Origin of the sequence: Flavobacterium sandaracinum (genome assembly GCF_004349135.1) — a bacterium.
In the GTDB taxonomy this organism is placed as follows: domain Bacteria; phylum Bacteroidota; class Bacteroidia; order Flavobacteriales; family Flavobacteriaceae; genus Flavobacterium; species Flavobacterium sandaracinum.
Genome location: NZ_SMFN01000022.1, coordinates 14,063 through 27,591, shown reverse-complemented (window position 1 = coordinate 27,591; position 13,529 = coordinate 14,063). Strand labels below are relative to the sequence as shown.

The 13,529-nt window shown below is 34.9% G+C and carries 11 protein-coding genes; 1 reads left to right on the top strand and 10 read right to left on the bottom strand.

Translation table 11 applies throughout. The features are described from left to right. Positions 1 to 241: 241 nt before the first annotated feature. Positions 242 to 3,418, bottom strand: coding sequence for a TonB-dependent receptor (locus E0F91_RS14940; RefSeq protein WP_132067250.1), 3,177 nt, complete (start codon positions 3,416 to 3,418; stop codon positions 242 to 244). A gap of 265 nt (positions 3,419 to 3,683) precedes the next feature. On the opposite strand from E0F91_RS14940, the gene E0F91_RS14935 reads away from it, so the two are divergent. After that, positions 3,684 to 4,436, top strand: coding sequence for a glycerophosphodiester phosphodiesterase (locus E0F91_RS14935; RefSeq protein ID WP_073351037.1), 753 nt, complete (start codon positions 3,684 to 3,686; stop codon positions 4,434 to 4,436). A 105-nt stretch (positions 4,437 to 4,541) separates the two neighbouring features. Here E0F91_RS14935 and E0F91_RS14930 read toward each other — a convergent pair whose 3' ends face one another. The 9 genes from E0F91_RS14930 to recF all read right to left on the bottom strand — a co-directional run bounded on the left by E0F91_RS14930 (position 4,542) and on the right by recF (position 13,497). Beyond that, entirely contained in the window at positions 4,542 to 5,093 is a 552-nt protein-coding gene (locus tag E0F91_RS14930) for an RNA polymerase sigma factor (RefSeq protein WP_132067248.1), read from the bottom strand. Then, positions 5,084 to 6,190 (bottom strand): glycosyltransferase, encoded by a 1,107-nt coding sequence (locus E0F91_RS14925; protein WP_132067247.1) that lies wholly within the window; start codon positions 6,188 to 6,190, stop codon positions 5,084 to 5,086. Before E0F91_RS14925 ends, E0F91_RS14930 begins: the two co-directional genes overlap by 10 nt. A 100-nt stretch (positions 6,191 to 6,290) precedes the next feature. Continuing rightward, positions 6,291 to 6,905 (bottom strand): FMN-binding negative transcriptional regulator, encoded by a 615-nt coding sequence (locus E0F91_RS14920; protein WP_132067246.1) that lies wholly within the window; start codon positions 6,903 to 6,905, stop codon positions 6,291 to 6,293. 72 nt (positions 6,906 to 6,977) lie between these two features. After that, a complete protein-coding gene (gene murB, locus E0F91_RS14915; RefSeq protein ID WP_132067245.1) occupies positions 6,978 to 7,991 on the bottom strand; it encodes a UDP-N-acetylmuramate dehydrogenase in 1,014 nt (337 codons plus the stop codon). 48 nt (positions 7,992 to 8,039) lie between these two features. Beyond that, positions 8,040 to 9,887, bottom strand: a complete 1,848-nt coding sequence (asnB, locus tag E0F91_RS14910; RefSeq protein WP_132067244.1) for an asparagine synthase (glutamine-hydrolyzing) — start codon at positions 9,885 to 9,887, stop codon at positions 8,040 to 8,042. 2 nt (positions 9,888 to 9,889) lie between these two features. Further along, the gene (locus E0F91_RS14905; RefSeq protein ID WP_132067243.1) at positions 9,890 to 10,957 is read right to left on the bottom strand and encodes a glycosyltransferase; all 1,068 of its coding nucleotides are present in this window, start codon (positions 10,955 to 10,957) and stop codon (positions 9,890 to 9,892) included. A gap of 5 nt (positions 10,958 to 10,962) precedes the next feature. Further along, complete coding sequence (locus tag E0F91_RS14900) at positions 10,963 to 11,634, bottom strand: DUF2461 domain-containing protein (protein WP_132067242.1); 672 nt, start codon at positions 11,632 to 11,634, stop codon at positions 10,963 to 10,965. A gap of 6 nt (positions 11,635 to 11,640) precedes the next feature. Then, the gene (locus E0F91_RS14895; protein WP_132067241.1) at positions 11,641 to 12,339 is read right to left on the bottom strand and encodes a thioredoxin domain-containing protein; all 699 of its coding nucleotides are present in this window, start codon (positions 12,337 to 12,339) and stop codon (positions 11,641 to 11,643) included. Positions 12,340 to 12,417: 78 nt separating this feature from the next. After that, positions 12,418 to 13,497: a DNA replication/repair protein RecF gene (gene recF, locus E0F91_RS14890; protein ID WP_132067240.1), complete on the bottom strand. Its 1,080-nt coding sequence runs from the start codon at positions 13,495 to 13,497 to the stop codon at positions 12,418 to 12,420. Between the last annotated feature and the right edge of the window lie 32 nt (positions 13,498 to 13,529).

Here is a 13,529-nt window from a genome sequence, read left to right as displayed (position 1 = left end):
TAGTGGTTAAGTACAATTAAATCATATGCAAAAGTTTTTTTAGTGATAACGTGAATAATAGGAGTTTTAGAATATAAAATTAATAATTAATTGTGATTAAATGTAATTTATATTTATAGATTTAACTTTTATGATGTATTATTATTTTATTTACTGATTTTGGGTTTGAAATTTATAAAAAAAAGCGCATTCAAATCAATGAATACGCTTTATCTTGTAAAGAATAAATTAAGAGTTGGATTTAAAAAGCATATTTGAACCCAATTTGTATTTGGAATGGATTTCCAGAAAGCGAAGGAAGTCCGGCATTGTTTACTCTGTAATTAAATTGTTGTCTGCTGCTGTCAAATCCCGGAACCGCGGCTGTTGATCCTGATGCAGGCGTACCTAAAGCATATAGTGATTGACTTCCCAACGATTTATTTACACCCCATTCTTTATTTAGTAAATTGGCAACATTAAAGATATCTGCTGTAAATTCTAAAAATTGTTTTTTGTATATAGTGACTTTTTTGGTGATTCTTATATCAACAAGACCATAAAACTCATTTATTCCCCCGTTTCTCTCGGCTAGTTTGCCAGAGTATTTGTTGATGTAGTTTTTTAAACTTTGGCTTGCAGCCGGATTATCAAGTATAGTTTGCAATCCTGTTTTTATATTTTGGGGAACTGCCGGATTATTAATATCAAATACAAACGCTAGATCATTGGATGAAGTGACAAAATCAGCATTTGTATTGCCTCCTGATACTAAACTGTAGCGTGTGCCGCCAATACCTGAATATCGGACTCCAATGTTGAAACCATAAAAAGTAGGTAGTGTTCCGTAAAATACTACTTTGTGACGGAAATGATTATCGGAATAACTCATTTTGGTCAAGTCTCTTGGATCATCTTCTACTGGTAACACTAAAGTTGCTGTGTTGGCTACGTTTCCGTTAAATGAAGTATTGTCTTTGGTGTCATTCAAGGTATAACTGGCGGATATTTCACCGTCTTTAAAATAGCGATAGGTAGCATCAACCACCAGTGCAAATTGATTGACTTTTCCTTCGCTGTTCAATTCTAAAACACGTCCTAGTTTATTGCTGATTCGCCCTTGCATCCAGTCTCCGGCTCCATTTGCAGGGATTGAGCTTGCTGGAACATAAACGCCACGATCGCCTTCATTGGCTAAGGTAAAAAATGGATTCGCCACCATATTGCGGTCTACATAAACATAGTTGTTGCGTCCTAAAGTTGCATATCCTGCTATTCCTGCTTTCAATCTATCAGTAAAAAAATGGGAGTAAGATGCATTTGCTTTATAGACAACAGGAACTTTAGCATCTGTTCCTGTGAAATTTATTGTCGGTAGCTGAAACGCATCCAAAGTTGGAATACTAGCATAATTATTTCGATAATCATTGAAATTTGGCAAAGGAACATTTGGAGCTCTCACATCTACAGTTGCAGTGTGATTTCCATCAAAATATAAGTTGTTGATTATTGCATAATTATTTAAATCAGAAGCAAAAATTCCCCCTCCAAAGCGAATATAATCTTTGTGATTTTCATTTACATCCCAAGACAATTGCACTCTTGGTTGAAGAATAGCTGACTGAAGTTTATTATCCGTACGAATACCTAATTCATCAAAAACCAACTGATTGAATGTTGCAGTCGGATATTTAGCATAATCAAAACGCAACCCTAAAGTCAAGTCTAATCCCACGCCAATTTTAGTCTGCAACTGACCATAAATTCCAGCATTTAATATGTTCGAAATCACGGTAGGATCAGTCACCAAAGGAACTTCTCTGAAATAACGATAGGGAGTTTGATTGTCAAAGTTAGCCACACTATTGAAATGGAAACGACCGTTTACTTCGCTGCCATATAAAGATTTTGAATGTGTTTGCATTAAATCAAAACCAAAAGTATATTTCACTTTATCCGTGTTATAATAAATGTTGTCTACAATTTGGAAAACATTATTGGTAAATTTTTCCTGCGCAAATCGATGACCTCCAATTTGAATATTCGTAGTTCTTATTGCGCCGTTGATTGTTGAAGCCACATTTTCCACGATAGCACGAGGAATGTTGTAATCAGGCAATTGATCACCTGGATTACTATCCTGAAAAGTATACAAATGCTGTATTTTTAATTCATTTGTGACTCTTGCATTTACTTTGGTTCGCAAAGAAGCCAAAATACTATTATCAATATTTAAGTCATCTCCAAAAGATTCATATAAATTTATGGCAGTGTTATCTTGCAGCCCTAATTTATTATTGTCATAGGTGAAGTTATTGCGTACTGTCAATAAATTATTGCTGTTAATTTGCCAGTCAAGACGAGCGAAAGCAGCATCAGAATTCCTTTTTTTATCAAAAGTTCCGTATTGTGGAGAACTGGAAACACCATATTCATTGCGGGCAATAGTTACAAAATTGTCTAAGGTAGCTCTCGTAACATTAAAACGCAGTTCGTCGTCTGCAGATTGAACATCAGCGATGATTAAAGGCCGTAAATCTTGTTGATGATCCCAAGCTACAAAAAAATGTAATTTATCTTTAATAATTGGTCCTCCTAAAGTAAAACCGTATTGCGTAGTCGAAAAATCATTTTGACGTCTGTTTCCTCTAATGTCATACGGGCTTGACAGCCAGTCAGCGCGGTTGTAGGCAAACATACTTCCTGTTAAATCATTTGTTCCTGATTTAGTTACGGCACTAACTGTTCCACCACCACTTCGACCATAACTTACGTCATATTGATTGGTAACCACCTTAAATTCTCTCACGGCTTCTATGGAAATCGAATACGGAGCGCCACTTCGACTGGTTGTAGATCCTGCTGAAGTTGGGTTTTTAGCATTCATTCCATCTAGTGTGTAATTTGTCGAGGAAGCTAGTTGGCCTGAAATATTTCCGCCTCTGGTCAAAGGCGATAAATCCATTAAGCTGGTGAAATTTCTTCCATTAACCGGCAACGCATTGATTAGTTTTGCTGTTACAGCTGTTGCTGCTCCTAAATTTCCTGTCTTGTTTTTTAAACCACGACCAACCACTTCAACCACTTCAAGATTTTGAATGTTGTCTTGCATCAGAATTTTGATGTTTATTAAATCCCCTTGATTTAAGGTGTAACCGGAACGTTGTTGTTCTCCAAAACCTAAAGCTGTAACGCTAATGGTGTAAGGTCCGCCTAAAGGAAGTTCTTTGAACGTAAAAACGCCTTTGAAATTAGACAATGAATTGGTTTTAAATCCGGTTGATTCATTTCGGATTTGAACTTTTGCATCTTTCAGCGGTTCTGAATTATTGCCTAAAACGATACCTGAAATAGAGGCTTGAGTTGTTTGGGCAAAATTTGTTGCGCCAACAAAAACCGTTAGCACCATCGTAAATAAAAATAAGTGAAGTTGTTTCATGAATACTATTTTTTTGTTTTTTAGTGCTGACAAAGGAATTGACTAATTGAAAAAAGGCTGTTATTTTAACAATAACTGTAGAATACTTTTGTGTTAATGAAACCTTAAAAAAGGACTGCTAAACCTTCTTTTTTTAAGATAGTATTACCCAAATTAGACTACTAAAGATCGAATTACTTGAGGTAAAATAGTCTTAATTTAATCCCTACTTAATGTTTGGGTCTGCCAGATAATCTATTTTTACGACAAAACTTAAATGAAAATTATGAAATTCACTACACTATTAATGGCTTCATCAATGGCCTTGTTATTATCAAATTGTACTTCAAACAAATTTGTGGTTTGTGGGCACAGAGGCGCTATGGGACACGAAACCGAAAACACATTGGCATCCATAAAAAAAGGAATGGAATTAAAAGCCGATATGTTAGAAATTGATGTTTTCAAAATTAAAACGGGAGAAATGGTTGTGTTTCATGATGATGATTTAGACCGAATCACAAATGCAAAAGGAAAAATAGAAGCATATACTTTTGAAGATTTGCGAAAAGTTTTGGTTGCTGGAAAACATCAAATCCCAACTTTGCAGGAAGTGATTGAGACTATCGATAAAAAAGTGGTGCTTAATATTGAGTTGAAAGGAACGAACACCGCAGCGGATACCTATAGAATTATAGAAGAGTACAAGAAAAAAGGGTGGAGAAATAAAGATTTTTTTATATCCAGTTTCCGAATAGGGGAGTTGCAAAAAATGAGATCTTTGAGTCCCGAAATTGCGATTGGTTTACTAACCTACAAAGATCCTATTGAGGATATTATTAAAACAGGCAAAGAACTGAAAGCTCAGGCAATAAATCCCTATTTTAAAACTTTAACGGCTGAAAACGTTGCGATAATGAAAGCGAATAATTTTAAAATATATCCTTGGACTGTCAATGAACCTGCGGATATCAATAATTTACAACAACTTAAAGTAAATGGTATTATAACGGATTATCCAGAAAGAATTGTAAGGTAATTTTATCAAAAAAATACTTTGATGTAACTAAGTGGTCTAAAATTTATTTAGATCACTTTTTCTTTATAGACACATAAGAATTGGATAAGATTTTCTACAAGAAAGCTACCTTTTATTCTGAATGATTTCTGCCAATAATTTCTTGGCGCGAAGCAATTTAATCTTCACATTGCTCAAAGGTTCGTTGATTTTATTGGCAATTTCCTGATAACTCATTTCTTGGAAATAACGCAACTGAATGACTTCTTGATAATGGGGTTTCAATTCTTTGATGAATTGTAGTAATCGGGAAAGGTTTTGTTCGGTAATTAATTCATCCTCTGCAGATGGTGTAGTATCAGCAATATTATAAGCTTGTTGGTCTTGATCATCGGTAATTTCGACAAAAAGACTCGATTTCTTTTTTCGTAATAAATCGATGTGTACATTTTTTGCAATAGCAATCAGCCAAGTATTGAACTGGAATTCCGAGTTGTAGGTGGCTATTTTATCAAATGCTTTCGAGAATGTTTCTATTGTAATATCCTCGGCATTCGTTTCGTTTTCGGTGCGTTTCAGCATAAAACCATACACTTCATTCCAATAATAATTCAATAGAAAAGTAAAGGCAACTTGATCGCCTTGTTTTGCTTTTTCTATTTGTTTGTTTATCTCCAATGTACCGGTTTTGAGAATGTATTAGTGATAAAGATATTAATCTGAGCGAATATTAATACTAATTCAATAATTGGATACCAATATACGACATCTTTTTCTTTTAATTTACCTGCCGAAAATCCAATGATAATCCACGACACAAGGTAGCGTAGCCCAATTAAACACAGCACTACAATCCATTGAAACTGAAAAGCCAACAAGACGATAGGGAGGATGAGAAACAATAATTGGGAACAGTAGAAAAGACCCAATTGAAATTTGTCAAAGGACTTGTAATAATTGGCTGTTGCAACATGTCTTCTTTTTTGAATGAGCCAGTCCTTGTAAGTTGTTTTTGGCTTAGAAAGCGTTACGCTTTCTGGCGTGTAAGCGACCGTAGTGTTTTTAGCTTTTGCAGCTTGATTTACAAATAAATCATCGTCTCCAGAACGAATTTGCATGTGTTCTATGAATCCATTTACGTTGAAAAACTCTTCTTTTTTATAGGCTAAATTTCGTCCAACACCCATGTAAGGATGCCCAATTTTTGCCCAAGAAAAATATTGAATAGCGGTCAATAAAGTCTCAAAACGAATTATTTTATTTAAGAAAGAGTTGGCGATTTTTTCATATTTACCATAACCCAAAACAATAGTTTTTTGCATCGTAAACTGAGAGCTCATGGCTGTAATCCATTCTTTTGAAGTGGGGTAACAATCGGCATCCGTGAACAATAGATACTCCTTTTTAGCGGCTTTTATTCCTAATGTTAGGGCGTATTTTTTGTTTCCCCAAAAGGCTTCGTTGTTCTCCACTTTTACCAAGCGAACGTTTTGATATTGCTTTTCAAAACCTTCAAATATGGCCAAAGTATTGTCGCTTGAAGCATCGTCAATCAAGACAATTTCAAAATCTGGATAGTTTTGTTCAGCTAGCAGCGGAATGAAATTTGCTACATTTTCTTCTTCGTTTTTAGCACAAACAATCACCGAAATCGGGATTTTTTTTGGTGTTGTTTTCTGTACTTTGGCAAAAGCAAATTTTCCAAAAACGCCTAGATAATACAAAATTTGAACCGCAACAATAAAAATAAAAAAGTAAAGAATTAATATAAGCATCTTAGTTTAATGAGTTTTTAATGCCCGAAATCTCGGGAGCTTGCAAAGGTATGAATAGAATTGCGAATTGTTAAATAGAATGTGTGAATTTCGAAAGAATTTATATTGGACATTTCTTCATCTCTTTTGCGGTAGCGATGGACTGATCTGTATTCGTTTTTTCTAATGCGGTGATAATAGTTTGATAGTTCTTTGCATCCCGATTTTGTGACATTTTTCTCGTGGCTTGGATTTCAGTTATTTCAATTTCAAAAGCGACAATACCCCGACTTTGCAGCATGGTTTTCTGAGATAAATCTTCTATTCGAATCGGGTTTTCAGAGTTTTGTTCGTATTTATCAACTAGTTTCTTCAAGGATTCGATCACGCCTTCTCCTTCAATAATTTTTATTTTTCCATACACATGAACGGCAATATAATTCCATGTTGGCACATTTTCATGATCGTACCAAGAGGAAGAAATATAACTATGAGGTCCTGAAAATACGGCTAAGATTTGGTCGTTATCAGTAAAACCTTTCCATTGTGGATTTTCTTTAGAAATGTGTCCATACAAAATATCTTCACCTTCTTTATTAATCTCCAATTCCAAAGGAATGTGTGTGGCGCACAATTTTCCGTTGCTTTGATTGATTAAAATACCAAAGCTGTTTTCTTGAAGAAATTTTTTGATTTCTTCTTGATTCTCGTTTTTGTAGATTTCTGGAGTGTACATTGTGATTTTAGATTAACGAATTTAAATTTTTTTATTTGTTGTACTCGTATTTTCCGCCTCTAAGTTTATATTCTAAATCACATTTACTTCGGCTTCGATGTGAATACCAAATATGTTAAAAACGGTTTGTTGAATATCCTTTGAAACATTCAAAATTTCCTGTCCTGTCGCATTGCCATAATTTACTAAAACCAAAGCCTGATTTTTGTGGATTCCGGCGTCGCCAAAACGTTTTCCTTTAAAACCCGCTTGCTCAATCAGCCATCCCGCAGGAACTTTTACTTCGGTTTCAGAAATATCAAAATATTTCATTTCAGGGAATTGCTGATGAATTTTTTTGAAATCAGATTTCAACAGAATCGGATTTTTAAAGAAACTACCGCTGTTTCCCAATTCTTTTGGGTCTGGTAATTTGCTTTGTCGGATAGCAATTACAGCATTACTGACTTCCTTTAAAGTAGGATTAGTGATGTTGTTTTTAGCTAACTCAGCCGTAATGTCTCCATAAGAGGTGTTGATTTTATGATCTTTTTTTGTCAATTTAAAAACAACGGATGTAATGATGTATTGGTTTTTTAGTTCGTTTTTGAAAACACTTTCTCGGTATCCAAAATGACATTCGTCCTTTGTGAATGTTTTCATTTTCTGATTTTCTATTGTCATTGCTTCACAAGAAATAAAAGTATCTTTGATTTCATTTCCGTAAGCACCAATGTTTTGTACCGGTGTAGTTCCCACATTTCCGGGGATAAGTGACATGTTTTCTAAACCACCAAAATTTTGATCGATGGTCCAAAGCACAAATTCATGCCAACTTTCGCCAGCCTGACTTTCGACCCAGACAAAATCTTCATTTTCTTCTATAATTTTTTTACCTTTTAAATCGATATGAATCACCAATGCTTCAATATCTTGGGTCAAAAGCATGTTGCTGCCTCCACCCAAAATAAATTTTTTCTGTGATTTATTTTCAATTAAAATAGTTTCTAAATCTTGCACAGAATGCACGGCAACGAACTGTTTGGCCTTGGCTTCAATGCCAAAAGTATTGAGTTTTCTTAGAGAGAAATTAGCTTGTATTTCCATAAACGAAAGGGCGTATTTGAATTATATATTCTTGGTCAAAAGTAAGAATTAAAATTTAGCTGCATAGGATTTCATCCAGATATGCATCATAAATAACGGCATAATGTATGGTGTCATTCGGTTATCTCCTTTTTGTAAATTCAGTACAAGTTTTTGGATGTTGATGTGTTCAAAATACGGCATTTGAAAAAGTTCGCTTTTCGAAAATGATTCTAATTCTTCTTTAAAAGCGGTACTTTTTGTAATATAATCACCCCAAGGCGCACTTAAGCCTACTTTTTTAAATTGCAAAATTTCATTAGGCAGACGCTCTTGCATTGCCTTTTTGAGGATGAATTTCCATTTTTTTCCAGCAAATAACCATTTGTCATCTAAGGAGCCCAAGCCAATTATCAGTCTTGGGTCTAAAAAGGGTTCCCTGCATTCAATAGAAGCGCCCATTGTGCAGCGGTCATTTCGATCCAATAGTGAGCACAAGTAGGTGTGTTGATCAAAATAAAGCGCTTGTCTTCGTAAATTGTCTGGGTATAATGATTTTGCTTCTTTATAAATTTGTTTCCTATATTCATTTTTTGGAAGTGCATTAATTCCATAAACTTCCTCGATATCTTTTGGATAGATATTGGAACCATTAAAAATGACCAACTCCGATTTTTTACTAATTTTCGCATAACGCGTCAGCTTATCATATCGAGGTTGTTTCGTAAAAAGATCCAAAGCACCAATTGTTGCAATTGAATTTAATAAGGAGGGATATTTCAAAGCTTTGTAGCGCACGTATCCGCCCATCAATTCATCAGCACCTTCGCCTGAAAGTAATACTTTTACTGATGGTTTTGCTGTTTTTGAAAGGGCTAAAAGATGAGGCTCACTCAAATGCATAATAGGTTCATCCTGAAAATAAGTCGCGCTCAGTAATTGATCATAAAGAGCTGTATCTTCTAATTGCATGGTATGAAAGCCATAATCAAATTTCTCAGCCATCATTTTGGCTAAGTGCGATTCGTTATGTTCCTTTTCTTTAAAACCAATATTAAAGGTTTGAATGTCTTTGTAATTTTGGTGGTGTAGGGAAGCCAAAACGGAAGAGGAATCCAGGCCGCCACTTAATAAAACGCCGACAGGAACATCACTTACCATTCTCATTTTTATGGAATCATCAAATGTTTCTCGAAACCATTCTACAGGATTCTTAATTTTAGGCTGGTTCTGTATTTCCTTTTTCAAATCCCACCATTTTTCGGTCGTAACTTTTCCGCCTTCGTGTATGGTTATACTATGTCCGGGCAATACTTTTTTTACGTTTTGGTAAAGTGTGTTTTCTCCGGCTACAAATCGATTAAATATATATTCTTCTAGCCCTTCTTGTGCCATTTTTAGCGGAACTCCTGCGGTAAAAAGTGCTTTTTGCTCCGATGCAAAATAAAAAGTTTCGTTATAAATAGAATAATACAAGGGTTTTACACCCATTCGATCTCGGGCAACAAGTAGCTTTTTTTCTAATTTATCCCAAATCGCAAAGGCAAACATTCCATTGAGGCGGTACAGCATTTTTAAGCCGTGCAACTCAAATAATTTCATTAGAACTTCCGTATCTGAAGTGGTTTCAATATCAAATCCATTGTTCTTTAACTCTGCATAAAATTCTTTAAAGTTATAGATTTCACCATTGTAAGTCATTACATATCTTCCATCATTTGACAGAAAAGGCTGATGGCCGGCGCTAGAAACATCTAATATTGATAATCGTCTGTGTCCAAAACCAATATTTTTTTCAATAAATATACCTTTGTCATCAGGGCCGCGATGTTCTAGCGAATCGCGCATCTTGATGAGTAGGCGCTCGTCTACTTTTTTCTGGGATTGTAAATGCAAGATTCCGTTAATTCCGCACATATTTAGTTAGGAAGATTAGAGTTGATTAATTCGTGGTATTTATTGGCAATAATCTTCATGTTGATCTTGTAATTAGCATTTTCTTCCACAAATATTCTGTTTTTAGTAACGGCTTGCTCGCGATGCGCTTTGTTTTCAAAAGACCAAATTAATTCATTGGCTAGTATTGTATGATCGTCAATGGCAACGAGTCCTCCGTTTTCTCGATGGGTAATCCAACTTTTATTTCCAGGGATTTCTGTTACAATAGGATAGCAATAACAGGCCATACCTTCAAATAAAGAGGCGGAAACTCCTTCCGTTATTGGCATGCTGATGTAAATATTTGATTTTTGTAATAACGTGGGCAACTCCGTGTTTGGAATTCTTCCCATAAAATTCACTTTCTTTTCAATTTTTAGTTTTTTAGCTAAACTTTTTAAAGTCGGAAGTTCAGTTCCATCACCTATAACGGTCAGTTCGAAATCTATTCCTTTTTGGTTTAAAATCTCAAAAGCTTTTAGAATAGTGTTATGGCGGTATTCTGGCAGCAAAGACCGCGTTACAATAGCACAAATTTTATCAGGGTTTGCCTTGTTTGTGTTTCCAAATTTTGTCAAATTAATTCCCTTTGGTAACACTAAAACTTTAGTCATGTCTACTTTTGCCTTGATCATAGAAAGAGTCATAATAGGTCCCCAAGCATGTATTAAATCCGCTTTTTGAAAAGCATAATGTTGAATAATTTTTTTTAATGGTAACGAGAGAGATGTTTCTGGCCATAAATCAGTTCTACCTTGTTGTGCGATTGCAACCGGTTTTACTCCTGATAATGCTGCAAGGAAGCCATAGCTGGTTGTGCGTTCTGCAATGACCATGTCAGGCTTCTGTAATTTGATTATTTCTCTAATTTTAAAAATAGCGAATTGAAATTCGAAAATCCTTAAAATGCGATTATGGAGGCAATTGCTGGGTGTTTTTAATTCCCAAGTAATAATTTCGAAATCGCCAAATTCCTTGAGTCCGTTCATCCAAGTGATCGCATCGGCTCTATAGGATTCGCCAAGAAAAAGTATTTTCTTTTTTTTCATTATAATTATTCCGACGTTAAAGCGCGATTTATAAAGTCATTCAATGGTTTTAGTGCAATTAATTTCCGACTCATGACCGCAACAAAATCTTTCTTAGAAACGCTGGAGAACTCAATTTTTTGCGAAGACTCAAAGCTTTTTAATTTTAACAATTCAATTGCTGGATGTTCTTTTTCATAACCTCTAGGTGGATTTTTCAGCATGTTCTTTTCATTTCTATCAAAATCCTTAAACTCTTTTTTGAAATTTATTTCGTCAAGAATGGCTTCTAAATCATCATAGAAAAAGGCAATTTCTTTCCGCATTTTTTTTAGGTCATCTGCTTCAGGACAGTACAATCCACCAGCAATAAAACTAGCTCCTTTTTCTAAGTGGAGATAATACCCGGAACGATTCAGTCCTTTGGCACCGGAGGAAAGCCAGACTCCTAAATGAGTTTTGTAGGGCGTCTTGTCTTTGGAAAACCGAATGTCACGATTGATTCTAAAAGTACAATTTTTGACCTCCAACATTTCTAGTGAAGGATCAAGCGGTTTCATGGCGTCTAGGAAATCAGCAACTAATTGTTGGTAATCTTTTTTGAAAGATTCGTATCGTTTTTTGTTTTCCAAAAACCAATCTCGATTGTTGTTGGCTTTTAAATCATCTAGAAATTGTAGGGTTTCTTTTGAAAGCATTTTGAGCTATTGTATTTGTTTTCTTAATTCTTCTTCACTTAAAAAACCAGATTGTCTCCATTTTACTGTCGCATTATCGTACAATAGTAGCGTGGGAAGCTCACTTATTTTCATTTCGGTCATCAAGGTTTTGTTTTTATCGGCATCCAAGCGAATGATGGTTACTTTATCTGCCAATTCTTTTTCCATTTTTAAAAGGAAGGGTTTCATTTTTTTGCAAGGCGCACACCACTCGGCGTAAAAATCGATCAACACTTTTTTATCAGAGCGTACTAAATTGTTGTATTCCTGCACCGTCATTCCGCTAATTTTGTCAGTTGGTTTAGAAAATCCTGAAGCCTCCCATTTTAGTATTCCTCCTTGTAATTGGTATAGGTTTGTAAAGCCTAGTTCTTCTAATTTTTGAATAGCGCTTTGACTTCTTGCTCCACTTTTGCAATACACAAAAAGAGGCCTTGTTTTGTCTAGTTTTTTACTGTCCACAACAAAACTGTCTCCTAGCCAATTTATATTTATAGCCTTGTCGATATGGTCAGCGGAAAATTCCTCTGGAGTTCTTACGTCGAGAATTTGTGGATTTGGTGTTGCTGCAATTTTTTCAGAAAAAGCTTTCGCGTCGATCGATTTACTATACTTTGAAGATTGACCGTTACACGATAGCATTACAAAAGAGAGGAGTAGCACTACTATTGGATTGTATTTCATTGCTGTTTTTTTTTAAATGTAATAAGCTAAATTAGGTAATTTTTAAATTTTTGAACTTAATAAAGTGCTAAATAAAAGTTATAAGTTAAATATTCGATACGTCTGATGTGTCGATTTTAATATCGTTTCGGTTCGTTCTGGATGCGTGTCGGAAATAAAGAGTTGTCCAAAAGTAGCGCTGTTGACCATTTCGATAATTTTAGCTACCCGACTTTCGTCTAGCTTATCAAAGATGTCATCAAAAAGAAGGATCGGTTTTACGCCACTTTGCTTCTTTAAAAATTCAAATTGGGCTAATTTTAAAGCGATTAGATATGATTTTTGTTGTCCTTGTGATCCAAATTTCTTTATAGGATGGTGGTCAATTTCAAAGGCTAAATCGTCTTTATGTATTCCTACACTAGTGTATTGTAAAGCCCTGTCTTTATTGCTGTTTTCTTGTAAAAGTGTCAACAAATCCTTTTCAAATAAGTGACTTTCGTAAACCAATTGTACGGTTTCTTGAGAACCTGTTATGGCTTGATGATGCCTGTTAAAAATAGGTATGAAATCTTCGATAAATTCTTTTCTTTTTTCGAAAATAGACTGGGCAAAACCATGGAGTTGCTCATTATATATAGATAGCGTATCGATGTCAAAAACATGATTCAACGCAAAGTATTTTAGCAAGGCATTGCGCTGGCTCATGACCTTCTGGTATTGAATGAGTTGTTGCAAATAAGCCGAATCCAATTGCGAAATGACGCTGTCCATGAATTTCCGCCTAGTTTCGCTGCCTTCTACAATTAAATCCCTGTCCGCAGGAGAGATAATAACCAAAGGAATAAAGCCAATATGATCTGAAAATTTATCGTACGCTTTTCCATTGCGCTTTAATATTTTTTTTTGGCCTTTTTTTAAGCTGCAAACGATTTGTTCCGTTCTGTCTTTTTTTTCAAATTCAGCATCAATTACAAAAAATTCCTCGCCATGTTTAATGTTTTGGACCGCTAACGGATTAAAATAGCTTTTTCCGTACGCCAAATGGTAGATTGCATCCAGTACATTTGTTTTTCCAATGCCATTTTTACCCACAAAGCAGTTTATTTTGCTGTCAAAATCGAAATTTGCTTCTGAAAAATTCTTATAATTGAATAATGAAATCTTTTTTAAATACATGGTAAGGCTTGCTGGTATTGAGAACTTTGCTG

Bases quoted from the DNA above. Each gene is read 5' to 3' on its own strand.
- E0F91_RS14940 (WP_132067250.1), bottom strand. From the start codon at position 3,418: ATGAAACAACTTCACTTATTTTTATTTACGATGGTGCTAACGGTTTTT.
- E0F91_RS14935 (WP_073351037.1), top strand. From the start codon at position 3,684: ATGAAATTCACTACACTATTAATGGCTTCATCAATGGCCTTGTTATTA.
- E0F91_RS14925 (WP_132067247.1), bottom strand. From the start codon at position 6,190: ATGCTTATATTAATTCTTTACTTTTTTATTTTTATTGTTGCGGTTCAA.
- E0F91_RS14920 (WP_132067246.1), bottom strand. From the start codon at position 6,905: ATGTACACTCCAGAAATCTACAAAAACGAGAATCAAGAAGAAATCAAA.
- murB (WP_132067245.1), bottom strand. From the start codon at position 7,991: ATGGAAATACAAGCTAATTTCTCTCTAAGAAAACTCAATACTTTTGGC.
- asnB (WP_132067244.1), bottom strand. From the start codon at position 9,887: ATGTGCGGAATTAACGGAATCTTGCATTTACAATCCCAGAAAAAAGTA.
- E0F91_RS14905 (WP_132067243.1), bottom strand. From the start codon at position 10,957: ATGAAAAAAAAGAAAATACTTTTTCTTGGCGAATCCTATAGAGCCGAT.
- E0F91_RS14900 (WP_132067242.1), bottom strand. From the start codon at position 11,634: ATGCTTTCAAAAGAAACCCTACAATTTCTAGATGATTTAAAAGCCAAC.
- E0F91_RS14895 (WP_132067241.1), bottom strand. From the start codon at position 12,339: ATGAAATACAATCCAATAGTAGTGCTACTCCTCTCTTTTGTAATGCTA.
- recF (WP_132067240.1), bottom strand. From the start codon at position 13,497: ATGTATTTAAAAAAGATTTCATTATTCAATTATAAGAATTTTTCAGAA.